At 62.8% G+C, this 24,226-nt stretch carries 19 protein-coding genes and 2 pseudogenes; 11 read left to right on the forward strand and 10 right to left on the reverse strand.

Going from position 1 to position 24,226, the window contains the following annotated elements:
* The first annotated feature begins 77 nt into the window (after positions 1–77).
* On the forward strand, positions 78–452 hold the full coding sequence (locus G3T16_RS11680) for a hypothetical protein (protein ID WP_163495419.1): 375 nt from the start codon (positions 78–80) through the stop codon (positions 450–452).
* Positions 453–599: 147 nt separating this feature from the next.
* On the opposite strand, the gene G3T16_RS11685 is transcribed toward G3T16_RS11680, so the two are convergent.
* Both G3T16_RS11685 and G3T16_RS11690 read right to left on the reverse strand, forming a co-directional pair.
* Positions 600–1,880, reverse strand: coding sequence for a peptidylprolyl isomerase (locus G3T16_RS11685; protein ID WP_232059048.1), 1,281 nt, complete (start codon positions 1,878–1,880; stop codon positions 600–602).
* Entirely contained in the window at positions 1,870–4,197 is a 2,328-nt protein-coding gene (locus G3T16_RS11690; RefSeq protein ID WP_232059369.1) for an LPS-assembly protein LptD, read from the reverse strand. Before G3T16_RS11690 ends, G3T16_RS11685 begins: the two co-directional genes overlap by 11 nt.
* A 148-nt stretch (positions 4,198–4,345) precedes the next feature.
* Between G3T16_RS11690 and G3T16_RS11695 the strand changes: the two genes are divergently transcribed.
* From G3T16_RS11695 to trpC, 9 genes are all read left to right on the forward strand, one after another.
* A complete protein-coding gene (locus tag G3T16_RS11695; RefSeq protein ID WP_232059049.1) occupies positions 4,346–5,377 on the forward strand; it encodes an aminoglycoside phosphotransferase family protein in 1,032 nt (343 codons plus the stop codon).
* A complete protein-coding gene (murU, locus tag G3T16_RS11700; RefSeq protein ID WP_163495421.1) occupies positions 5,377–6,078 on the forward strand; it encodes an N-acetylmuramate alpha-1-phosphate uridylyltransferase MurU in 702 nt (233 codons plus the stop codon). Before G3T16_RS11695 ends, murU begins: the two co-directional genes overlap by 1 nt.
* 123 nt (positions 6,079–6,201) lie before the next feature.
* On the forward strand, positions 6,202–6,870 hold the full coding sequence (gene rpe / locus G3T16_RS11705; protein WP_163495422.1) for a ribulose-phosphate 3-epimerase: 669 nt from the start codon (positions 6,202–6,204) through the stop codon (positions 6,868–6,870).
* On the forward strand, positions 6,867–8,387 hold the full coding sequence (gene trpE, locus G3T16_RS11710; protein ID WP_163495423.1) for an anthranilate synthase component I: 1,521 nt from the start codon (positions 6,867–6,869) through the stop codon (positions 8,385–8,387). Before rpe ends, trpE begins: the two co-directional genes overlap by 4 nt.
* Before the next feature lie 210 nt (positions 8,388–8,597).
* Entirely contained in the window at positions 8,598–10,091 is a 1,494-nt protein-coding gene (locus tag G3T16_RS11715; protein WP_163495424.1) for a SulP family inorganic anion transporter, read from the forward strand.
* Between the two features lie 158 nt (positions 10,092–10,249).
* Positions 10,250–12,358 carry a putative bifunctional diguanylate cyclase/phosphodiesterase gene (locus G3T16_RS11720; protein ID WP_163495425.1) on the forward strand — a complete coding sequence of 703 codons (2,109 nt, stop codon included), beginning with the start codon at positions 10,250–10,252 and terminating at the stop codon, positions 12,356–12,358.
* 658 nt (positions 12,359–13,016) lie between these two features.
* Positions 13,017–13,610 (forward strand): anthranilate synthase component II, encoded by a 594-nt coding sequence (locus G3T16_RS11725; protein ID WP_197911654.1) that lies wholly within the window; start codon positions 13,017–13,019, stop codon positions 13,608–13,610.
* Between the two features lie 2 nt (positions 13,611–13,612).
* Positions 13,613–14,662 carry an anthranilate phosphoribosyltransferase gene (gene trpD, locus G3T16_RS11730; protein ID WP_163495426.1) on the forward strand — a complete coding sequence of 350 codons (1,050 nt, stop codon included), beginning with the start codon at positions 13,613–13,615 and terminating at the stop codon, positions 14,660–14,662.
* Positions 14,659–15,459 (forward strand): indole-3-glycerol phosphate synthase TrpC, encoded by an 801-nt coding sequence (trpC, locus tag G3T16_RS11735; RefSeq protein WP_163495427.1) that lies wholly within the window; start codon positions 14,659–14,661, stop codon positions 15,457–15,459. Before trpD ends, trpC begins: the two co-directional genes overlap by 4 nt.
* A 70-nt stretch (positions 15,460–15,529) precedes the next feature.
* Here trpC and crp read toward each other — a convergent pair whose 3' ends face one another.
* Positions 15,530–16,174, reverse strand: coding sequence for a cAMP-activated global transcriptional regulator CRP (gene crp / locus G3T16_RS11740; protein ID WP_163495428.1), 645 nt, complete (start codon positions 16,172–16,174; stop codon positions 15,530–15,532).
* Positions 16,175–16,299: 125 nt separating this feature from the next.
* Between crp and G3T16_RS11745 the strand changes: the two genes are divergently transcribed.
* Positions 16,300–16,728 (forward strand): OsmC family protein, encoded by a 429-nt coding sequence (locus G3T16_RS11745; RefSeq protein WP_163495429.1) that lies wholly within the window; start codon positions 16,300–16,302, stop codon positions 16,726–16,728.
* Between the two features lie 96 nt (positions 16,729–16,824).
* Here G3T16_RS11745 and coq7 read toward each other — a convergent pair whose 3' ends face one another.
* The 7 genes and pseudogenes from coq7 to accC all read right to left on the reverse strand — a co-directional run bounded on the left by coq7 (position 16,825) and on the right by accC (position 24,203).
* The gene (gene coq7, locus G3T16_RS11750) at positions 16,825–17,469 is read right to left on the reverse strand and encodes a 2-polyprenyl-3-methyl-6-methoxy-1,4-benzoquinone monooxygenase (RefSeq protein ID WP_163495430.1); all 645 of its coding nucleotides are present in this window, start codon (positions 17,467–17,469) and stop codon (positions 16,825–16,827) included.
* 31 nt (positions 17,470–17,500) lie between these two features.
* Positions 17,501–18,784 (reverse strand): phosphoribosylamine--glycine ligase, encoded by a 1,284-nt coding sequence (purD, locus tag G3T16_RS11755; protein ID WP_163495431.1) that lies wholly within the window; start codon positions 18,782–18,784, stop codon positions 17,501–17,503.
* Between the two features lie 35 nt (positions 18,785–18,819).
* Positions 18,820–20,393: pseudogene (gene purH / locus G3T16_RS11760) on the reverse strand (bifunctional phosphoribosylaminoimidazolecarboxamide formyltransferase/IMP cyclohydrolase).
* 14 nt (positions 20,394–20,407) lie between these two features.
* Positions 20,408–20,716, reverse strand: coding sequence for a DNA-binding transcriptional regulator Fis (gene fis, locus G3T16_RS11765; RefSeq protein WP_163495432.1), 309 nt, complete (start codon positions 20,714–20,716; stop codon positions 20,408–20,410).
* Positions 20,713–21,698: pseudogene (gene dusB / locus G3T16_RS11770) on the reverse strand (tRNA dihydrouridine synthase DusB). Before dusB ends, fis begins: the two are co-directional and overlap by 4 nt.
* Before the next feature lie 169 nt (positions 21,699–21,867).
* The gene (gene prmA, locus G3T16_RS11775) at positions 21,868–22,761 is read right to left on the reverse strand and encodes a 50S ribosomal protein L11 methyltransferase (protein ID WP_163495433.1); all 894 of its coding nucleotides are present in this window, start codon (positions 22,759–22,761) and stop codon (positions 21,868–21,870) included.
* A gap of 74 nt (positions 22,762–22,835) precedes the next feature.
* Positions 22,836–24,203 carry an acetyl-CoA carboxylase biotin carboxylase subunit gene (gene accC / locus G3T16_RS11780; RefSeq protein ID WP_163495434.1) on the reverse strand — a complete coding sequence of 456 codons (1,368 nt, stop codon included), beginning with the start codon at positions 24,201–24,203 and terminating at the stop codon, positions 22,836–22,838.
* Positions 24,204–24,226 lie beyond the last annotated feature (23 nt).

Consider the following 24,226-nt stretch of genomic DNA (forward strand, 5'->3'; position numbering starts at 1 on the left):
CGAGCTTGCGCAACCGACAGCAGGGGGTATTATGGCCACTATGGCGTTCGACACGCTCCGTTATGCCGGAGGTCGGGGTGCCGGAGCACCAGGCTGAGGTACAGGCGGAGTTGATGGCGGAAGCATTTGGGTTCTATGCGGATAACCTCCTGACTAGAGATCACTTCACCGAAGTGTTCAATGCGCGGCTGGGTGAGATCGGTGTCCTCATGGATCACCGATTTACTCGATTGGACGCGCGTTTCGAGGAGCGCTGCTCGGGGATAGAGACTCACTTCGATAAGCGATTCTCGGATGTGGAAACCCGTTTCGATCAGCGTTGCTCGCAAATGGAATCCGGCTTCGAGCGCCGTTTTGCCAGGTTCGACAGAACCCTCTATCTGCATACCTGGATGCTGGGTGTGGTACTGGCAGTTATGACACTGCCGCAGATGCAGGGTTGGTGGGGCTGAAAGCCGGCGAACGTGGCCGGTCTCGCAGCAGTTCCGCGCCGAGGATCACCCTCAACTCCGCCGCCCCATCGCTGTGGGCAATCATGACGACTGTATCCGGGTTTATTCCCGCCGGGGATGGTAATTCTCGGCACCGTCATACTAAGGCTACTTGATATCGACGAAAGCCTCGTCGCGAATCTTGCGCAGCCAGGCATCCAGTTCCTCTTCGTATTTGCGCTGATGCAGTACTTCGGTCGCGCGCGCTTTGATCGCTTCCTGGGTCATGTCCTGCTCGCGGCGTTCCAGTACTTCCAGCACGTGCCAGCCGAACTGGCTCTGCACCGGGTCGGATATCTCGCCCACTTCGGTTTCCGCCATCGCGGTCTCGAATTCCGGCACCATCTGGCCCGGGCTGGTCCAGCCAAGGTCGCCGCCCTCCTGGGCGGAGCCGATGTCCTCGGAGTACTCCCGGGCCAGGTCGGCGAAGTCCTCGCCCGCCTCGGCGCGCGCCTTCAGTTCGGTGGCCAGGGCTTCGGCCTGTTCCGAGCTCATCACTTCGGACGGGCGAATCAGGATGTGGCGCACCCTGGTCTGCGACACTACCTGCTCGCCACCGCGCAGGTCCAGCACGTGGACGAGGTGGAGCCCGCTGGGGCTGCGGATGGGATCGGATGTCTCTCCTGCGGCAAGCTCGGGGGCCACCTCGCTGAACAGGCTGGGCAGGTCTTCCAGTTTACGCCAGCCCAGGTCGCCGCCGCTGAACTGGTACTCATCGGTGCTGTCGGAGATCACCTGGTCGAAGGGCTCACCGCCGCGAATGCGCACCAGCAATTGCTGCAGGAAGGCTTCGGCTTCGGCCACTTCGCTGGCGCGGGCGTCAGAGCCCAGCGGCAGCAGCGCGTGGACGATACGGTATTCGGGCTGGGCCACTTTCTGGCCCTCGGCAGAACGCAGGAAATTCATGACTTCCTGTTCGGTGATCTGGATGCGCTGGTTGACGTTGCCGGACTGTACCCGCTGGATGGTCATCTCGCGCCGGACTTGCTCGCGCATTGCGGCATAGGACTGGCCTTCCTGCTCCAGGGTGGCGCGGAATTCGTCCAGGCCCATGCGATTCTGCGCCGCGATGCGCTCCATCGCGGCATTGAGCTGGGCGTCCGAAATACGTACGCCGACGCGGTTTGCCATCTGCAGCTGGATGCTCTCCAGGATGAGGCGATCCAGCGTCTCGCGTATCAGCACATCCTCGGGCGGCAGCTCGACCCCGCGCGCCTGCAGGGTTTGGGTGATGGTCTGGACCCGTTCCCGCAGCTCGCTGGCCATTACCACGTCGTCATCGACGATAGCCACGACCTGGTCGAGCATCTCGGTCTGCGCCTGGCTTGCAGCCGCGGTGAACAGGGCGATGGCTAGGCCTGTGGCCAGCAATGCAGATTTAATAGTCACGATCGTGGAAACCTCGAATCATATCTTCAAGCAGGTCGGTCACCCGGCTACCGAAGCCGCCCATGCCCTTGAGAACCACCTGGACCTGGGTGGAGTACTCCCGTTCCAGGTCAGGATCGCTGAAATCGGGGTTCTGGCGGCCGGCAGTGTCGAAATAGCGCAGATGCAGCAGGCGAATACGCCAGCAGCAACTATCGTATTCGATTCCGAACATATCTTCTATGCTAGTGTTGCTTTCCACGCTGTAGTTGAGGGCGGCAAACACTCGCCAGCGGTCATTGATCGGGTAGTAGGTGGACAGGTGCGCCTGGGCGGTGACGATGTCGCGGTCCACCAGCGTCAGCGGCCGGCGGTAGGAATAGCCGACGTTGAACACGGCCCCGTCCCCGCGCTGGTAGCGGGCCTGCAGGTTGCCGGCGTTCATGTTCCCGCTGTCCGGGTCCCATACCAGGCTGTTGCGCAGGCTCAGCCGCTTGTTGGGGTAGAAGTTGACCTCAGCCGCCATTTCGGAGCTGGACTGGTCCAGCGGGCCGTCGCGGGGATCCAGCCGTACCCGCCGGTCATCCAGGTAGTAGATCTGCCCAAGACTGGCGTTGAGGTATTCGCGGCCATCCTCGTCGCTGATATAGCGGGTGGTCAGGCCTACCGACAGTTGGTTGGCGTCGTCCAGCCGGTCGCGGCCGGAAAAACGGGTTTCCCGGAACAGCTGGTTGTAGCTGAAGGTGAGTTCCGCGCTGTCGAAGTCGGGTTGGTCGAGCTGGTTTTCATATTCGCTGAACAGATAGAAGATGCGCGGCTCCAGGGTCTGCAACAGGCCGCGCCCGGCCAGCGCCGTGTGGCGCTCGAAGTACAGGCCCCCGTCCAGGCTGGCCAGGGCGGAGCCCGCCGTCGGGCTGTCGGTGCCCGCGTTGTCGGGGTTGGTCAGTTCGTACTCCAGGTAGCGGTATTTGGCCGTGGGCTTGAGGAAGCCGGACTGCCACAGCATGGGGTAGGTGGCGCCCCCTTCCATATAGACGCGCTGGCCGGTCACCCTGTCGTCGTCGGTATCAAAGTAGGAGTATTGGGCCAGCACGATCGGGTCGAATTCAAACGGGGTGTTGTCGCCGCGAAAGCGCGCCGTCAGCTGCGGCAGTTTCTGGTAGTCATTGTTGATATCGTCGGCCAGTGACTGGTATTGCTGGATGTCCGCGCCTATCAGCCAGTCGTCACCCAGATAATCCAGCGATCCCAGTTGCAGCAGGTTGGTGCGGCGCCGGTTTTCCAGGTTGGAGGTATCCAGGTCCTTGAAGTAGTCGACATCGCTGGCCTTGCTGTAGTCCACCCGCGAGCGCCAGCGCTGGTCGAACAGGCCGTTGTGCTTAACCACGCTCAACCAGCGTTCGCGGTCCCCTTCCTCGGGGCGTTGCCGCTGGAAACGGTCGTCCTCGGGCATGTAGGCGCCCCCGACTGACCAGAAGCCGATCCTGCGGTCGGTATAGCGGGCCTCCAGTTCGTGGTTGGTGCCGCGCTCCTGGATGTAGCGCGGAACGTAGAGGAGATCGTAGTTGGGGGCCAGGTTGAAGTAGACCGGCACCGCGATATCCAGGCCGCCACTGGTATCGGAGCTGAGGTCCGGCCACAGCAATCCGGTGCGGCGGCGGTCGTCCAGCGGGAACCGGACCCAGGGCAGGTACAGTACCGGGATGCCGCCCAGGTCCAGCTTGGCGCCGCGCGCGGTACCCAGGCCCTCTGCCACGTCCAGTTCGATACTGTTGGCGCGAATGGCCCACTGCTCGTCATCGGGCGCGCAGAAGGACAGCTCGCCGCCCTCGACGAACAGCAGGCCGTCGGCATCCCTGCGCAGCCGGGTGGCGGTGCCATGCAGATGCTGCTCGTGGAGCACGAATTCGCTGTCGCGGATGCTGGCTTCGCCGGTATCGGCGGAATACTGGGCTTCCTTGCCGCGCAGCAGTACACCGGGCTCGCGCAGCGTAATGCCGCCGCTGACGGTGCCCTGGCGTACGCTGCGGTCAAAATGCGCGTCCTCCCCCCGCAGCTGGCGATAGCCCTGGTCCACCGAGACACCGCCACGCAGGTAGACGTCGTCGCCCTGCAGTTCCGATTCGCTGGCCTGGGCGCGGATGTCGGCAGTTTCCGGGTCATCCGCCGGGTCGGATTCCGCCAGCGGATCGAGATAGCGACCGCCGCAGCTGCGGCAGCGCTTGTCGCGCAGCGCTTCGGGTACTGACTTTTCCGGCACCCAATCGAGATGAGCCTGGCCGCTCTCGTCGTGTTGAGCAGACACCAGCAGCGGCAGCGCCAGGCCGACACCCAACACCAACTGGCGGAGTCGTGTTGCAGGGCGGTGCTGTGAATTGCGGGAAATGGCCGGGATCATCAAGGTAAGATGCATTTTCTGGTATAAAACGGGATGATAAAGCATCACCCGGGTATTGTCCGGGACTTTTTTGTCACAGGAGTCCGCCTTGTCTGATCGTTCATCATTCGGCGAAATATTGAGCTGGGCATGTACCGCCCTGCAGTTGCCGGCCACGCAAGCGCAGCTGAGCCCGGTGGCCGGCGATGCCAGCAACCGGCGTTATTTTCGCCTGCAGCTGCCTCTCCGTACTGTGATTGTGGTCGATGCTCCACCGGCGACCGAAAAAAACAGGGAATTTCTTGCGGTGGATGCACTGCTGGCGCAGTCCGGGGTGCGGGTGCCTGAGGTGCTGGCGGCGGACCAGGAGCGCGGCTACCTGCTGCTGGAGGATCTGGGGGACGCACTGTTGCTGTCCCGGCTCAACGGCATCAATGTCGACCACTACTACGGCCAGGCGCTGGCCATCCTGCGCCAGCTGGCGGCGGCGGACACCGCGGCCGTCGCGTTGCCCGAGTACGCGGCGCAGTTGCTGGCGGAGGAGCTGGCCCGCTTTCCCCAGTGGTTTCTGCAGCGCCTGCTGGGGCTGGATCTCGATGCCGGGGAGCAGGCCATGCTCGCCGGCCTGGACGCCGCGTTGATTGGCAGCGCGCTGGCCCAGCCGCGGGTGCTGGTGCATCGCGATTTCCACAGCCGCAACCTGATGTGCCTGGCAAATGACAGCCTCGCGGTGATCGATTTCCAGGATGCCGTGCTGGGGCCGGTGACCTACGATCCCGTCTCCCTGCTGCGCGATTGCTATATCCGCTGGCCCCGCGCCCGCGTTGAACAATGGGCGCTGGGCCATCGCGACAGCCTGCATGCGGCGGGGCTGTTGCCGGCGGTGGATGACAGCACCTTCCTGCACTGGTTTGACTGGATGGGCCTGCAGCGCCACCTGAAGGTGCTGGGCACCTTCGCCCGGCTCAGTTTACGCGATGGCAAGACGGCCTATCTGGCGGACTTGCCGCTGGTACTGGAGCATATCCTCGAGGTATTACAGGTCTATGCCGGGCAGGATGTGCAGCTGGATGCGTTTCACGACTGGTTCCGGCAGCGGTTGCAGCCGGCAATCGCAGACCAGTCCTGGAGCGGGCGCTGATGCGGGCAATGATTCTGGCTGCGGGAGTGGGCGAACGGATGCGGCCCCTTACTGCACATACTCCCAAACCGCTGCTGCGGGTGGCGGGTCAGCCACTGCTGGAATACCACATTCGCGCCCTGGCGCGGGAGGGGGTGCGCGAGCTGGTGATCAATGTCTCCCATCTTGCCGGCCAGCTGCGGGACTACTGTGGCGACGGCTCGCGCTGGGGGGTGCGGATAGACTATTCCCCGGAGCCCAGCCCGCTGGAGACCGCCGGCGGCATACACCGCGCGCTGCCGCTGCTGGGCGGTGCGCCGTTCATGGTCATCAACGGCGATATCTGGAGCGATTATCCGCTGGCGCGCCTGCTGGAGCAGCGGGCGCTGGCGGCCGGCCGGGCCCACCTTGTGCTGGTGGATAATCCGCCACAGCATCCCGGCGGCGATTTCTGTCTCGATTGCCACGGCGCGGTGGCCGCGCGTCCCGCGGCACAGACCGGCCTCACCTATGCCGGACTGGGAGTCTACACGCCGGAGTTCTTCGCTGGCATGGCCGCCGGCAAGCTGCCGTTGCGGCCGCTACTGGACGCCGCCATTGCCGCCGGCCGGGTGCAGGGTGAACATTACCCCGGCGCCTGGGAGGATGTCGGTACGCCACAGCGGCTGCATGAACTGGATGCGCGCCTGCGCGGTGCCGGTGTCTCCGGCTCCCCGGGCTGAGGCCTGTGGCCGGCCCGGGAGCGCAGATCAGGCGCAAGCCAGGTCAGCTGTTTTTGCCGTCCGTGGGTGAAGCGGCGGCGGTTTGCGGCTAGAATAGCGGGCTTTCCGCCACTGGAGCACACCATGCGCGACTACTTGATCGCACCCTCCATCCTGTCGGCCGATTTCGCCCGTCTCGGCGAGGAAGTCGATGCCGTACTGGCGGCGGGTGCGGATATCGTCCACTTCGACGTGATGGACAACCACTACGTGCCCAATCTCACCATTGGACCCATGGTCTGCAAGGCGTTGCGCAAGCACGGCGTGACGGCGCCGATCGACGTCCACCTGATGGTCAGCCCGGTGGACCGGCTGATCGGCGACTTCGCCGAGGCCGGGGCCAGTTATATTACCTTTCATCCCGACGCCTCCATCCACGTCGATCGCTCGCTGCAGATGATCCGCGACGCCGGCTGCAAGAGCGGTCTGGTGTTCAATCCACACCAGGGACTGGAGCCGCTTAAGTACGTCCTGGACAAGGTGGATATGGTACTGCTGATGTCGGTGAACCCGGGCTTTGGCGGGCAGTCCTTCATTCCCGCCACGCTGGACAAGCTGCGTGAGGCGCGGACCCTGATCGACGCGTCGGGCTATCCGATCCGGTTGGAGGTCGACGGCGGCGTGGGCACAGCCAATATCCGCGAGATTGCCGCCGCCGGGGCTGACACCTTTGTCGCCGGCTCGGCGATTTTCAATGCTCCCGACTACCGCGCGGTGATCGATACCCTGCGGGCCGAGCTGGCGGCGGCATGAACAGCACGGATTTCGCGGCGCTGGCAGCGCAGGGCTACAATCGTATTCCCGTCAGTATCGAGGTGCTGGCCGACCTGGAAACCCCGGTCAGCACCTACCGCAAGCTGGCGGAGGGGCCCTATTCCTACTTTTTTGAATCGGTGCAGGGCGGCGAGAAATGGGGCCGCTACTCCATCATAGGCCTGCCCTGCCGCACCCTGCTCAGGGTGTGCGGCTACCGGGTGGAAGTACTGATTGACGGTGCCGTTGTCGAACAGCAGGCGGTGGCGGATCCGCTGGCCTTTGTCGAATCCTTCCAGCAGCGCTATCGCACCGCCCCGCAGCCGGGACTGCCGGTATTTCACGGTGGCCTGGTGGGGTACTTTGGCTATGACACGGTGCGCTATGTTGAGCCGCGCCTGCGTGACGGCGCGCCGCCGGACGAACTGGGCACTCCCGATATCCTGCTGATGCTGTCCGAAGAGGTGCTGGTATTCGACAATCTGGCCGGCACCATCCAGTTGATAGTGAACGCCGACCCTGCCCGGGAAGATGCGCTGGAGCACGCGCTACAGCGCCTGCGCGAGTTGGCCCGGCGCCTACCCCAGCCGATGCCGCCGCTGCCGGAGGTGGTTCTACACGGTGCCGACAGCGATATGCTGGAAACCTCCGCCCGCTCTCATTTCACGCAGCCCGAGTACGAGCGCGCGGTAGAGCGGGTGAAGGACTATGTGCTGGCCGGGGATGTGATGCAGGTGGTGCCCTCCCAGCGCCTGGAGGTGCCGTTTACCGCGCCGCCGCTGAATCTCTACCGCGCGCTGCGCAATCTCAATCCCTCGCCGTACATGTACTACCTGGATCTGGGGGACTTTCATATCGTCGGGTCGTCGCCCGAGATCCTGGCGCGGCTGGAGCAGGGCGAGGTCACCGTGCGGCCGATAGCGGGCACCCGCCGCCGCGGCCGCACCGAGGCTGAGGATGCGGCGCTGGAGGCGGAGCTGCTGGCGGACCCGAAGGAGCGGGCCGAGCACCTGATGCTGATCGATCTGGGCCGCAACGACGTGGGCCGCATCGCCACCACCGGCAGTGTCAGCCTCACTGACCAGATGGTGGTGGAGCGCTATTCCCACGTCATGCATATCGTCTCCAATGTCAGCGGCCGGCTGCAGCCGGGCAAGTCGGCCATCGACGTGCTGCGGGCAACCCTGCCGGCGGGTACGCTGAGCGGCGCGCCCAAGATCCGGGCGATGGAAATCATCGATGAACTGGAACCGGTCAAACGCGGCGTGTACGGCGGCGCCGTAGGCTATCTGTCCTGGGCTGGTGACATGGATACCGCGATTGCCATCCGCACCGCAGTGATCAAGGATGGCAAGCTCTACGTCCAGGCCGGCGGCGGAGTGGTGGCGGACTCGGTGCCGCGACTGGAGTGGAAGGAAACCCACAACAAGGCCAGGGCCATGTTCCGGGCCGCATCCATGGTGCTGGCCGGGTTGGAACCCGACGCCGGCACGGCGGCCGGGGCCGTCGACCCATAGCAGACTGTTGAAAATCTCCCTGGCTTTTGCCACGGCGGGCGATGCCCTGAGGGCCTGACTGCCGCCGGCGCATCTGTTTGCTCGCGCCGCAAAGCGAATTACAGCTTTCATATTATGTAGTCAGCCTCTCAGAGGCGACGCAATACCTGACCCGTGTACTGTCTGAACCAGCGGCGGGTTTTTATAGGCTCTCCTGTAAAAGGAATATTCATGTTGCTCCATTCAACCAAAGCCGACTGGTTCGGCAATATCCGCGGCGACCTGCTGGCGGGTATCGTGGTCGCCCTGGCGTTGATCCCGGAGGCGATTGCATTTTCCATCATCGCCGGTGTGGATCCGAAAGTCGGTCTCTATGCTTCGTTCTGCATTGCCGTGGTGATTGCCATCGTGGGTGGCCGGCCGGGCATGATCAGTGCGGCGACGGGTGCCATGGCACTGCTGATGGTCACCCTGGTGAAAAATCACGGGCTCGAATACCTGCTGGCCGCCACCTTGTTGACCGGCGTACTACAGATTGCGGCGGGCTACCTGAAGCTGGGTAATCTGATGAGTTTCGTGTCCAAGTCGGTGGTGACCGGCTTCGTGAACGCGCTGGCAATCCTGATCTTCATGGCCCAGCTGCCGGAGTTGACCAATGTCACCTGGCACGTTTATGCGATGACCCTGGCGGGCCTCGGCATCATCTATTTGCTGCCCCTGGTACCTGTGATCGGCAAGCTGGTACCGTCGCCGCTGGTCTGTATCGTCGTCCTCACTATCGTTGCAGTGGTGGTGGGCATCGATGTGCGCACTGTCGGCGACATGGGGCAGCTGCCGGATACCCTGCCGATCTTCCTGTGGCCGGATGTGCCCCTCAACCTCACCACCCTGATGATCATTCTGCCCTACTCGGCATCACTCGCTGTCGTTGGCCTGCTGGAATCGATGATGACCGCCACCATCGTCGATGATCTGACCGACACCAGCAGCGACAAGAACCGGGAGTGCAAGGGCCAGGGGATTGCCAATATCGGCGCAGGGCTGCTGGGCGGCATGGCGGGCTGTGCGATGATCGGCCAGTCGGTGATCAATGTGAAGTCCGGCGGCCGGGGCCGGCTTTCCACGCTTGCTGCCGGCATATTCCTGATCGTCATGGTCGTGTTTCTCGGACCGTGGCTGTCGCTGATCCCGATGGCAGCGCTGGTCGCGGTGATGATCATGGTCGCCATCGGTACTTTCAGTTGGGACTCCATCACCAGGATGAAGCAGCACCCGCTGTCCACCAATATCGTAATGGTGGTGACCGTTGTGGTGGTGGTCGCCTCCCACAACCTGGCGTTTGGTGTACTGACAGGTGTGCTGCTTGCATCGCTGTTCTTTGCCAACAAGGTCAGCCACTTTCTCTATGTGACATCCGAGCTGGACGAGGCAGGCAGTACTCGTACCTACAACGTGGTGGGGCAGGTTTTCTTCAATTCCGCGGATCGCTTTACCAGTGAGTTTGACCTGCGCGAGGCCATGGAAAAAGTGGTGATAGATCTCACTCGCGCTCATTTCTGGGATATTTCCGCGGTGGCGGCCCTCGACAAGGTAGTGATCAAGTTGCGTCGCGAAGGGATAGAGGTGGAGCTGCTGGGGCTCAATGAAGCCAGTGCCACGATTGTCGATCGCTTCGGTGTGCACGACAAGCCCGAAGAAATCGACAAGGTCCTGGGGGCGCATTGATGGCATGACGCCCGGTCGGCCTACAGGTCTTGCACCCATAAAACGATGGCGAAGTACACTTTCATGGTATAGCCTGAACCTGGCCAGAATATTGTCCCGGGGCGCCAGGCAATCGGGGACTGCCGGGAACTGAAGACTTACAATAACAGAAGACCGTTATGACAGGCATTTACAGCCCGCTACTTGTCACCTTGTCCTGCATCATCGCCATTATGGCGTCCTACACGGCACTGGATCTTGCAGGGCGTATCCGGGCCTGTAAGGATGCAGTGGCGGGCCGCTACTGGCTCACCGGTGGCGCCTTTGCCATGGGTACAGGTATCTGGGCGATGCATTTTATCGGCATGCTGGCTTTCATGCTGCCGGAAAACCTGGGCTACGATATTTCGTTTACGCTGTTGTCCATGCTGGCAGCGGTGATCGCCTCTGGTATTGCTCTTGCCGTGGTCAACACTGGCGAATTGACGCTTGTCCGGCTGCTGGCCGGAGGCCTGGCCATGGGGACGGGGATTTGCGCCATGCACTACGTGGGCATGGCTGCGATGAAAATGCAGCCACCGATCAGCTACAGTGGCCCGTTGGTGGGCGCCTCGATTTTTATTGCAATGAGCGCCTCGGTGGCCGCGTTATGGATAGCCTTTCGTGTCAATCCCCGCTCTGATTCACCCGCGGGCCGGCCACCGATCTGGCAGCGCATGGCTGCTGCCGTGATGATGGGCGCGGCCATTGCGGGCGTGCACTACACGGGTATGGCTGCGGCCCGCTTCCCGACAGTCGCACAGGGTACGGCGGCCAGTCTCATGTCGGCGGAACAACTGGCGACCCTCGTTGCAGTGATGTCCATCAGTGTCATGCTGATCGCGGTTCTGTTGTCGGTTCACGACAAGTTTCAGTCACAGCAGACACGCTATCTGACCGCGTCTTTGCAGGCTGCGAATGAGGAACTGCAATTCATGCTTCTGCATGATCCGCTGACCCGATTGCCCAACAGGGTTTTGCTGGAAGACCGGGTAAGCAGAATCATGGCCAGGGTCAAGCGCAGCAAGCTTGAATTCGCCTTCCTCTACATTGACCTGGATCGCTTCAAGAGTGTCAATGATTTGATGGGACATCATATTGGCGATGCCGTCATCCAGGCTGCGGCCAAACGGATAACAGAGACCCTGCGGGAGATGGATACCGTTGCCAGGGTGGGTGGCGATGAGTTCATGGTGGTCCTCGGTGAAAGCGAAAACCGCCAGGACTTTGAAACCGTTGCCCGCAGAATTGGCATCGCACTCTCCGACACCTTCGTGATACAGGGTCACGAGATCCGTATATCCGCCAGTATCGGCATCAGTATCTATCCGCAGCACGGCACCGATATCCAGCAACTGATGGCTCATGCTGATGCGGCGATGTACTACGCCAAGGACGTTGGCAAGAATAACTATCAGGTCTTTGAAGCGGGTATGAACATCGCCGTGGAACGGCGCCACAGGATCTCGCGCAATCTGGCCCTGGCCATTGGTCGTACGGAACTGACGCTGGCTTACCAGCCCAAAGTCGCCATCGCCAGCGGCGGTATCGTGGGGGTCGAGGCACTGGCCCGATGGCATGACAGAGAGCTGGGGATTATCGGACCGGAGGAGTTCATTCCCATTGCCGAAGATACTGGCCTCATACTGTCGCTCGGTGAGTGGGTGCTTTGCGAGGCGTGTACGCAGATGAAGCGTTGGGAGGCACAAGGAGAGGAGCGGTTGCAGGGAATCTCTGTCAACGTCTCGACCTACCAACTCAATCACCAGAACTTTGTCGAGGTTGTGAAGGGTGTACTTGAGAAAACCGGCCTGGAAGCCGGCAGGCTCGAGCTGGAGGTGACTGAAAGTGCGGTAATGCAGAATCCGGAACGCGCCTGCGCGATCCTGACGGAATTGCACCAGCTCGGTGTGAAGATAGCCATCGATGACTTCGGTACCGGCTATTCCAACCTGTCGCAACTCAAGCGCTTTCCGATCGACTATCTGAAGATCGACCAGTCCTTCATCTCTGGCATCGCCACAGACATCCAGAATGCTGCCTTGGTCAAAACCATTGTTGCCATGGCCTACAATCTCAATCTGGAGGTCATTGTCGAGGGCGTAGAGACAGAAGAACAGCTCGCTTTCGTCAAAAATCTCGGCGCTCACATGTATCAAGGTTATCTGTGCAGCGAACCGCTGTCCGTGGAGGAATTCCAGCAGTTTCTGGGGCGCACCGGCGAGAAGGATAAAACGCAATGGCGGTGAGGTTGAACGGGGAGGACCCCTCACCGCAGTGCCGGGCGGTTCCCATTGTTGAGCCAATCTTGCAGGCAGCTGCGTACATAGTCCGGCGGTAGCCGTTCCTGCTCAAGGCGAATATCTCCGGCGCTGTGCAGGTATTCCAATAGCTGCTGTTCCTCTTCATTGGCTTCGCGGAACAGGTCAGAGCAAAGGTGAGGATGTGGGGCGCGTTGTCGGCGCGTGGCTATCCCCGCGGCGGCTGTAGACGGCAAGCCTGAAGGCCATGCTAGAATAGAGAAAATGTATGAAGCTGCTGCGGACAGGTTTCCACGCAGCTTCCTGATTAATGGAACTTCGGTCTGCCATGGCCCGTACCGCTTCGATCAACATTGCTCAGTGGTGCCGCATAAAATAGGGTGCGGCATGTCGTTGCGGGCTCGAACCGCACCTTGCCGCCGTACGGCGGCGAGGTTCAGCAGATGACTCTCCGGCACGGCGGCTCCAGGAACTCAGGAGAATGCCCGATGCTGTTGAAAATCCTCGCTGCCAACATCCCGGGTATGCCGCCTGGCGGGACATCTGCTGGCCTTTGTGGGGGCGAAAAGCGGCTGCCAGGGCATCCTGCAGACCGTACCCCAATCGGGAATCACCTGAATTACTCTAGATAAATCAAAAGGTTAATATGGCCAGGGTCCTGATGATCGACAATTACGACTCCTTCACCTGGAACATCGTCCAGTACCTGGGTGAACTGGGCGCCGAGGTGGAGGTGGTGCGCAATGACGCCATTGCGGTCGCGGATATCGCTGCCCTGGCGCCGGAGCGCATCGTCATTTCTCCCGGGCCCTGCACGCCCAATGAGGCGGGTATCTCCATGGCGGTGATCGAGACCTTTGCCGGCAGGCTGCCAATCCTGGGCATCTGCCTGGGCATGCAGAGCATGGGGCAGGTGTTCGGCGGCCGCGTGGTGCGGGCGCGGCAGGTGATGCACGGCAAGACCTCGCCCATCCATCATTGCGGCTCGGGCGTGTTTCGCGGCCTGGCGCAGCCTTTCGAGGCCACCCGCTACCACAGTCTGATAGTGGAGCGGCAGGGCCTGCCGGATTGTCTTGAGATCACCGCCTGGACCGAGACCGACAGCGGCGAGCTGGACGAAATCATGGGCTTGCGCCATCGCCAGTGGGCTGTCGAAGGGGTACAGTTTCACCCCGAATCGATACTGACGGCCCACGGCCATGACTTGCTGCACAATTTTCTCGAGCTTCAGGAAGGGTAACAATGGAGATACAACAGGCACTTGCTCTGCTGGTGGAGCGTGTGGATCTGGGCCGTCAGGAGATGGCCGCGGTGATGCGGCAGGTGATGTCCGGCGGTGCTACCGACGCCCAGATCGGGGCGCTGCTGGTAGGACTGCGGATGAAGGGCGAGTCCATCGAGGAGATAGCCGGTGCGGCGGAAGTAATGCGCGAACTGGCGACCCCGGTGGTCGTCAGTGCCGAGCATCTGGTGGATCTGGTCGGTACCGGTGGCGATGGTGCCAACCTCTTCAATGTGTCCACCGCGGCGACTTTCGTGGTTGCGGCGGCCGGCGCCCGTGTGGCCAAGCACGGCAACCGTTCAGTATCCAGCACCTCGGGCAGTTCGGATCTGCTGGAGATGCTGGGGGTGCCGATAAACCTCAGTCCTGAGCAGGTGGCCCGCGCCATTGACAGTGTGGGAATGGGTTTCATGTTCGCGCCGGCGCACCACGCAGCGATGCGCTACTCCGTGGGGCCGCGGCGGGAACTGGGCATGCGCACACTGTTCAACGTGTTGGGCCCGCTGACCAATCCCGCCGGCGTGCGGCGGCAATTGATCGGGGTGTTCGATGCCACCCTCTGCCAACCGCTGGCGGAGGTGCTGCAACTGTTGGGTAGCGAGCACGCGTTGGTGGTCCACGGTGCCGGAGGCCTGGATGAAATCACCATCAGCGGCAGTACCCAGGTGACGGAACTGTGCCGGGGCAGCATCTCCAACTACCACATTACTCCCGAGGATTTCGGCATGCAGCGCCAGAGTCTTGACGGGCTCGCGGTCAGCAGTGCAGCTGAATCGGCCAGTCTGATTCGCGCCGCGCTGGGGCGCGAAGATGATGCCGTGGCCAGCAAGGCGGCTGCGATGATCGCGATGAATGCCGGCGCCACCATCTATGTCAGCGGCCTGGCGGCCACCATCGCCGACGGAGTGGCTTTGGCGGAGGATTTGATCGCCACCGGGCAGGCAGAAGAGAAGATGAAGGAATTTGTGAGCTTTACCCAGTTGATGGGCGCGGGGAGTGAATCGCAGTGAGTGAGACAGCCCCTACCATCCTGCGTCGTATCCTTGCCCGCAAGCGGGAGGAAGTCGCGGCGGGCCGTGCGCAGCAGTCGCTCGCCGATCTGGAGTCACGCATCACCGAACAGAGTGCGGTACGCGGCTTTGCTGCCATGCTGCGGGCCCGTGTCGGCGAAGGTCAGCCCGCGGTCATTGCCGAGGTCAAGCGGGCCTCGCCCAGCAAGGGCATCATCCGCGAGGATTTCCAGCCGGCGCAGATAGCGCAGAGCTATCAGCACGGTGGGGCCGCCTGCCTGTCGGTGCTCACCGACGTGGACTTTTTCCAGGGCGCGGACGCCTATCTGCAGCAGGCACGGGCGGCCTGCGTACTGCCGGTGCTGCGCAAGGACTTCACGGTGGATCCGTGGCAGATCATTGAGGCCCGGGCCATCGGTGCCGATGCGGTCCTGTTGATCGTGGCTGCGCTGGAACGCGCCCAGTTGCAGGAACTGGCATTGACCGCGGCCGAGTACAATCTGGATGTGCTGGTAGAGGTTCATGACCGGGCTGAACTGGAGCGGGCGCTGGAACTTGATACGCCGCTGATCGGGGTCAACAACCGCGATCTGCACAGTTTCGAAACCTCGCTGGATACCACGCTGTCACTGCTGCCACATGTACCCGGGGACCGGCTATTGGTGACAGAGAGTGGTATCCACAGCCGCGAGGATGTGGCCATGATGCGCGATGCCGGGGTGCATGGCTTTCTGGTGGGAGAGGCCTTCATGCGCGCCCAGGAGCCGGGCGAGAAGTTGCGCGAACTGTTCTTTTAAGGAGCGGCAGCCCGGCTGCCAACGGCAACGGGCGGGGTGGAGCAAGGAGGATTGTATATGGCGGCTGGCTTCAGCGGGTGCCGTAGACCACCATGGTCTTGCCGGACACTGCGACCAGACCTTCCTCCTCCAGAATCTTCAGCACCCGGCCGGCCATTTCCCGCGAGCAGCCGACGATCTTGCCCAATTCCTGGCGCGTGATCTTGATCTGCATGCCGTCCGGGTGGGTCATTGCGTCGGGTTGTTTGCACAGGTCTATCAGCGTGTGGGCGACCCGGCCCGAGACGTCGACGAAGGCCAGGTCCTTCAGCTTGCGCGTGGTCTGGCGCAGGCGCATGCCCATTTGCTGGGCAATGGCGAACAGGATGTCGGGAAACAGGCTGCGTATCTGGTGGAAGCGTTCGTAGGAGATCTCGGCCACTTCGCAGTGTTCGCGGGCGACGACCATCGCGCTGCGGACTTCGGCAGAGGCACCGAAGAGTCCCATTTCACCAAAGAAGTCGCCGGCGTTGAGGTAGCTGACCACCATCATGTGCTCGGAATCGGCCTCGTCCTGTACCATCACCGAGACTGACCCGTCCAGGATCAGGTAGAGACAGTCGCTTTGCGCGCCCTCCCGGAGAATGACGTGTTTGGGGCGGTAGCTGTGACGGTTGCAGTGGCGGAGGAAATTCTCCACCGTGGGTATCGCTTTGGTTATTTGGGGCTTTAGCACTGAGCAATCTCCTGTCCGCACAGCCAGTATCGCACCCTAATGGTACCCCACGCACCGCGCAAGTAAAACGGAAACTGATATACTGGGTTTTCCGGCTTTTTGTTCAGGGGGAGGGCAGCGAAATCATGCAGGCAACAGTGAAGTGGGTGGACGGGGTCATGTTCATCGGTGAGTCCGGCAGCGGCCATACCGTAGTGATGGACGGTGCGCCCGATCACGGCGGACGCAATCTCGGCGTCCGGCCAATGGAAATGTTGCTGCTGGGCCTGGGTGGCTGCTCCTCTTTCGATGTGATTGGCACCTTGAAGAAGTCGCGTCAACAGGTGGTGGACTGCCGGGTAGAACTGAAGGCCGAGCGGGCCGATGCTGTGCCCGCGGTATTTACGCATATCCACATGCATTTTGTGGTGACCGGGGTCGATCTGAAAGAAAAGCAGGTGCAGCGGGCGGTAGAGCTGTCGGCCGAGAAATACTGCTCCGCCTCCATTATGCTGGGCGCGGCGGGGGTCAAAATGAGTCACAGCCATGAACTGCAGGCTTTTGCCGCAGCCTAGTGCGCCCTGCGCAAAGGTTGGTGACCGAACTCCACACCCGGCCCGCCAGTAACCGCGAGTGAGCTGATCGTGCGGCTCGCTATTCGGGGCGGACGCTCAGATATAGTAGCTGCTGCGGGTCATCAATTGTGACAGCGCGGTCATTGCCGCCTTGACCGGTGGCGGGAAGTCGACCCCGCCTGCGGCCAGCGCGTTTTCTCCGTGACGCTCTTCATCTTCCAGCATTTGCTGCAGCACCAACTGGGATTTGCGGTCTTCGGCGGGCAATTGCTGCAGGTGGTCGCGCAGATGTCGGCATACCCGCTCCTCGGTGGCAGCGACGAAGCCCAGGCTCCATTTGTCGCCCACGGCGCCGGCTGTGGCGCCGAGCATGAATGACAGGCCGTACCAGGCGGGATTGAGATGGCTCGGGCGACTGCCCAGCTCCCGCAGGCGCTGCGCGCACCACGCCAAGTGATCTTCCTCCTCCCTCGCCGCCTGGCGCATCTCCTGTCTTACATCGGGCAGTTTCGCGGTCAGCGCCTGCCCCTGGTACAGGGCCTGGGCGCAGACTTCGCCGGTATGGTTGACCCGCATCAGTCCTGCCACGTGGCTTCGCTCCGCCTCGGCCAGCTGGCAGTCACTGTGCCCTTCGGCCGGGGATGCGCGGCCGGGAGGCGGGTTGCGGTTGGAGAGGGTCCGCAGAACAGCTTCGGTCTCTCCAATGAAGCGATCAAACAGGCTCAGGTGTCGGCTTGGCATGGCAAGGGCGCTCGGTAGAGGTGACTTTCCGCTAACTATAGCGCGCCAGCGCCCGCCAACCAATGTCGCGGCGCAGGGTCATGCCCTCCCAGGCGATGGTATCGACAGCCTGGTAGCAATTGCGCCGGGCGGCACCGATGTCCTCGCCCAGGGCGGTCACGCACAGCACCCGGCCGCCACTGGTCACGACTTGCTCACCGTCGAGCGCAGTGCCGGCATGAAAAATCTTGACGTGATCCGGCTGCGACGCGGTTAATCCGTGAATCGCGGCGCCCCTGGTATAGTTGCCCGGATAACCGGCCGCTGCCAGCACCACGCCAATGGCACAGCGCGGATCCCATTCGGCCTGCACCTGGTCCAGCTCGCCGTCCAGCGCGCGATTGCACAATGCCGCCAGCTCGGAGCGCAGCCTTAGCATGATGGGCTGGGTTTCAGGGTCGCCAAAGCGGCAGTTGTACTCAATAACCTTGGGTTCGCCGTCGGCGGAGATCATCAGGCCGGCGTACAGGAAGCCGGTGTAGGCATTGCCTTCCGCCGCCATGCCGCGCACCGTGGGCAGAATTATGTCGTCCATGATGCGCTGATGTGCGCTGGCATCCACGACCGGCGCCGGGGAATAAGCCCCCATGCCGCCGGTGTTGGGCCCGGTGTCGCCCTCGCCGATACGCTTGTGGTCCTGACTGGTGGCCATTGGCAATACATGCTCACCGTCCACCATGACTATGAAGCTGGCCTCTTCGCCCTCGAGAAATTCCTCGATCACCACCCGGCAGCCGGCCTCGCCAAAGGCGTTGCTGGCCAGCATGTCGGTCACCGCGGCCTCGGCCTGGGCCAGGGTTTCGGCGACGATGACACCCTTGCCCGCGGCCAGGCCATCGGCCTTGATCACGATCGGTGCGCCCTGCTCCCGCAGGTAGGCCAGCGCCGGAGCGAGTTCGGTGAAATTGGCGTAGGCGGCGGTGGGGATGCCGTGGCGGGCGAGAAAGTCCTTGGTGAAGGCCTTGGAACCTTCCAGTTGGGCCGCGCCCCGGTCCGGGCCGAAACAGCGCAGGTTCCGTTCGCGGAAGTAGTCGACAATGCCTTCCACCAGCGGCGCTTCGGGGCCGACGATGGTCAGTGCCACCTGCTGGGCGCGGGCAAAATCTGCCAGGCCGCCGAAGTCCATTGCCTCCAGAGCGACGTTTTCCACCCCGGGCTCAGTGGCCGTGCCGGCATTGCCCGGCGCCACATAAACCCGCTCCATGTGCGCCTCCCGGGCAATCTTCCAGGCCAGTGCGTGTTCGCGGCCGCCACTGCCGATAATCAGTACTTTCATGTTTGTTGCTGTCCTTGCCGCAAGCGGGCTGCTGGTCAGTGCCGGAAATGGCGCATGCCGGTGAACACCATGGCCATGCCGTGCTCGTCCGCGGCGGCGATAACCTCCTCGTCGCGAATCGAGCCACCGGGCTGTATGACCGCGGCAACACCTGCCTGGCCGGCATTGTCCATGCCGTCGCGGAACGGGAAAAAGGCGTCCGATGCCATCACTGAGCCGCGGACCGCGAGGCCGGCATGTTCGGCCTTGATGGCGGCGATACGGGCCGAGTTCACCCGGCTCATCTGGCCTGCGCCCACGCCCACGGTCTGACCGTTGGCGGCATAGACAATGGCATTGGACTTGACGAATTTGGCTACCTTCCAGGCGAACAGCAGATCGTGCATCTGCTGCCCGGTGGGCTGGATTTTTGTCACCACCTTCAGGTCTGCCTCGTCGACCATGCCCAGGTCCCTGTCCTGCACCAGCAGGCCGCCGTTGACCCGCTTGTAGTCCAGCGCCGGCAGGCTGGCCGACCACTGGCCACAGGCCAGCAGGCGCACATTCTGTTTGCTGGCTACCACTGCGCGGGCCGCGTCGCTGACCGCAGGGGCGATGATCACCTCGACGAACTGGCGTTCCACGATGGCGCGGGCGGCCGCTTCGTCCAGTTCCCGGTTGAATGCAATGATGCCGCCAAAGGCGGATTCCGGGTCGGTGGCGAAGGCCAGCTGATAGGCTTCCAGCAAGGTGTCGGCCACGGCCACCCCGCAGGGATTGGCGTGCTTGACGATGACGCAGGCCGGTTTGTCGAAGCACTTGACACATTCGAGCGCGGCATCGGTATCGGCCACGTTGTTGTAGGACAGCTCCTTGCCCTGCAACTGATTGGCGGTGGCGATGCCGGCCTCGGCCACTGTAGCCTCCACATAGAAAGCCGCGCGCTGATGCGGGTTTTCGCCGTACCGCATTTCCTGCGCCTTGCGCAATTGGGTGTTGAAGCTGCGGGGGAAGGCTGCTGAACCGCCTGGCACCAGTTTGCCGAAATGGTTGGCGATGGCGCCATCGTAGGCAGCGGTATGTTCATAGGCCCTTATCGCCAGGTCGAAGCGGGTGGCCATGCTGGTGGCACCGTTGTTGGCCCGCATTTCATCCAGCACGGCCTCGTAGTCGCCGCTGTTGACCAGGATATTGACGAAGCGGTGGTTCTTGGCCGCTGCCCGTACCATCGTCGGGCCGCCGATATCGATATTCTCGACGGCGTCCGCCAGGCTGCAGTCCGGTTTTGCCACGGTGGCCTCGAAGGGATACAGGTTGACCACGACCATGTCGATGGCCTCTATGCCGTGGCTGGCCATGACCGCGTCATCCTGGCCGCGGCGGGCGAGGATGCCGCCGTGTATCTTCGGATGCAGGGTTTTGACCCTGCCGTCCATCATTTCGGGAAAGCCGGTGTAATCCGCAACTTCGGTCACCTCCAGCCCACTGTCGCGCAGCAGCCTGTAGGTTCCGCCCGTGGACAGCAACTCCACCCCAGAGCACGCAGCGCCCCGGCAAACTCGACAATGCCGGATTTATCGGAAACGCTGATCAAGGCACGCTTGACGGGTACGAATTGGGGGTCGCTCATGGTGGGACTGCCTGTCAGCTGTTGTCGGAAAGAAGGTGGTATTGCTTGAGTTTCTTGCGCAATGTGCCGCGGTTCAGGCCCAGCATCCGCGAGGCCCGGGTCTGGTTGTTGCGGGTGTAGGCCATGATTTCACGCAGCAGTGGAGCCTCCACCTCGGCCAGCACCAGATCGTAGAAATCGGTGGTGGTCTGGCCGTCCAGTTGCTCCAGGTAGGCGCGCACCGCTCGCGTCACGGCATCGCACAGGTGGCCGTCGTGGGACTCGGAGGCCGACGTTGCCGGGTCGACGGGCGCCAATGCGGCGAGGTGCTCAGCCTGCGTCATGCTGCGAGTTCCTTGTTGCAAAAGCGGGACAGTAACTGTTCGATCATCTTCAATTGGTCCGCCCCGCTGTCCAGGGCATTGAAAGCCTTGCGCCTGGCTGCGAGCGATGGGTGCTGCTGCAGATACCAACCCACATGCTTGCGGGCGATGCGTGGACCCATGAAATCACCATAGAATGCATGCAGTGCCTCCACATGCTGCAGCAGTAGCTCGAACTGCTGTTGCGGCTGCGGCGCTGGCGGGGTGATGCCGGTAGTCAGGCGGCCGGCGATCTGACCGCACAGCCAGGGACGGCCCTGGGCGGCGCGGCCTATCATCACGCCGGCGGCCCCGGTATGGGCCAGCACCGAGACGGCTTTGTCCGGTGAATCGATGTCGCCGTTGGCAAAAACCGGGAAGTCAGTCGCCGCTACGATGGCGGCAATCGTGTCGTACTCGGCTTCGCCGCGGAAGGCGCAGGCCCGGGTGCGGCCGTGCACCGCCAGTGCGGCGATGCCCGCATCCTCGGCAATGCGGGCGATGCTGACGCCGTTGCGCCGCTCGGGAGCAGGGCCGGTGCGGATCTTCAGGGTCACCGGTACGGCAACCGCTGCCACCACCGCCTGCAGGATGGCGCGCACCAGAGGCTCATCCGCCAGTAGCGCCGAGCCGGCCGCCTTGCGGCAGACTTTTTTGGCCGGGCAGCCCATGTTGATGTCGATGAGCTGGGCGCCCATCGCGACGTTGTACTGCGCCGCCGCAGCCATCCGGGCCGGGTCATTGCCGGCAATCTGGACGGATCGCGGCCGGGTTTCTGCATCGTGGCGGATACGCAACCGGCTCTTGTCGGACGCGCGCAGCAGGGGATTGCAGCTGACCATTTCCGACACCGCGAGACCGGCGCCCAGGCGCGAGCAAAGCCGTCTGAAGGGCAGATCGGTGACCCCGCCATTGGTGCCAGTGCCACGGGGTTGGACAGTTTGTAGGGTCCGATCAGCAGCATCAAACAGCTTCAGCAAAGTGACTTTGAAGGGGGCGTAATGATACGCGAGTGGCCGCCGGTGGAAAAGCGCATCTGCGCAAAAATTCGCCACCCATATCCCGGCACTATCTATTTTGGGGGTGCCGGGCACCTGGCCATTTGGGGGAAACCGGGCACCTGGCCGGCCTGTTCAGCGGGCCGGCTTGCTACCTCGCAGGCAGACCCAGTCCTCCCGTGAGGCGGCAATCTCCAGCGGCAGCCGGCCGGTATAGTGCTCGCACAGGGCTGCCGCCTGACTCTGCAACAGGCCGGACAGCAGCAATGTGCCACCGGGGCGCAGCAGTGCCAGCAAGGTTCCGGACAGCTCCAGCAGCGGACCGGCCAGAATATTGGCCACTACCACATCGGCCTGGCCGCGCCATTGTTCCAGCGCCGTGGCTCCCGGTGCGACCACTGTCAGGACTGACGGGGGCAAGCCGTTGCGTTCGCAATTGTCGCGGCTGGCGACCAGCGCCTGCGGGTCGTTGTCCACCCCCAGGGCACTGGTTGCGCCCAGCTTCAGTGCGGCCACCGCAAGTATGCCCGAGCCGCAGCCGTAATCGACCACCTTGCAGCCCGCAAGCGGCAGTTGTTCCAACTCGGTGAGGCACAGTGCAGTGGTCGGGTGGGTGCCGGTGCCGAAGGCCAGGCCCGGGTCCAGCAGCAGATTTACCGCGTCCGGCTGCGGGGGCTCCAGCCAGCTGGGGCAGACCCACAGGCGCCGGCCAAAACGCATGGGCTGATAGTGGCGGATCCATTCCCGTTCCCAGTCCTTGTCCTCCAGGATTTCCACGCGCTGGTTGCAGCCTTGCAACAGCGTGGCCGGGAACCGGGCCAGCAGGGCGCTCATATCGGTGTCCGCCGGATAGAGCCCGGTGAGCCGGGTCTGCTGCCACAACGGAGTTTCCCCCACACCGGGCTCCAGTACAGGCTGGTCGGCATTGTCCTCCATGGTTACCGCCAGCGCGCCGCTGTCCAGCAGCTGCTGCTCCAGTTCGGCGGCCTGGTCGGGACTGGTATCGAGGCGCAGTTGCAGCCAGCTCACGTGCCTATTGCTCCTTCGGGGGATCTTGACGGGGTCTGCGCCTGCGGGATCCTGCACGGAATACCCGCAGCGCATTAGCGGTTGCCGGGCTGGGCCCAGTCCTCGAGCTTGCTCTCCAGATAGTGGATGCTGACTCCGCCAGCCTGGAAGGAACCGTCCCGCACCAGGTCGCGGTGCAGTGCGGTATTGGTACGGATGCCTTCGATGACCAGTTCATCCAGGGCCTGGCGCATACGCGCCAGTGCACTCTCGCGGGTCTCGCCATAGCTGATGATCTTGGCGATCAGGGAGTCATAGAACGGCGGCACGGTATAGCCGTCGTAGAGATGGGAATCTACCCGGATGCCGGGGCCGCCCGGGGCATGGAAGGTCGTCACCTTGCCCGGTGAGGGCATGAAGGTCTGGTGGTCCTCGGCGTTGATGCGGCATTCGAAGGCGTGGCCCCGGAACGCGACTTGCTCCTGGCTGACCGACAGGGGCAGGCCGCTGGCGATGCGCAGTTGCTCGCACACGATATCAATGCCAGTAATCAGTTCAGTGACCGGGTGTTCGACCTGGACCCGGGTATTCATCTCAATAAAATAGAAGCCGCCGTCCTCGTACAGAAATTCAAAGGTGCCCGCGCCGCGGTAACCGATTTCTATACAGGCATTGACACAGGCTTCCGCGACCTGGGCCCGCAGGTCTTCATCCACGCCCGGGGCCGGGGCTTCCTCCAGTACTTTCTGGTGACGCCGCTGCAGTGAACAGTCGCGATCGCCCAGGTGGATGGCGTGACCCTGGCCGTCGGCGATCACCTGCACTTCCACATGGCGGGGTTTCTGCAGGAATTTCTCCAGGTAGACGACACCGGAACCAAACGCAGAAGCGGCCTCTGCCTGGGTCAGTTGCACCGAATTCAACAGCGCGGCTTCATTGTGGACCACCCGCATGCCACGGCCGCCACCGCCGGCAGCGGCCTTGACGATGACCGGATAGCCGATACGGCGGGCGACCTCCAGGGTGCGCTCGGCGTTGTCGGTCAGGGGACCATCGGACCCCGGCACCGTGGGCACCCCGGCTTTCTTCATCGCCTCAATGGCCGATACCTTGTCTCCCATCAGGCGAATGGTGTCCGCCCGCGGACCGATGAATATGAAGCCGCTCTTCTCGACCTGCTCGGCGAAATCAGCGTTCTCGGCGAGAAAGCCGTAGCCGGGATGGATGGCCGAGGCACTGGTGACTTCTGCCGCGCTGATAATGGCGGGCACATTCAGGTAGCTGCCGGTGGAGGATGGCGGGCCAATGCAGACGGATTCGTCCGCCAGACGCACATGCATCAGCTCCCGGTCAGCCTTGGAGTGGACGGCGACAGTTCTGATGCCCATCTCCTTGCAGGCGCGGAGTATGCGCAGGGCGATCTCACCGCGATTGGCGATGAGTACCTTTTCCAGCTTGGCCATTGTGTGTTCCTCTGCTTGCGATG

Origin of the sequence: Kineobactrum salinum (assembly GCF_010669285.1) — a bacterium.
GTDB classification, from domain to species: domain Bacteria; phylum Pseudomonadota; class Gammaproteobacteria; order Pseudomonadales; family Halieaceae; genus Kineobactrum; species Kineobactrum salinum.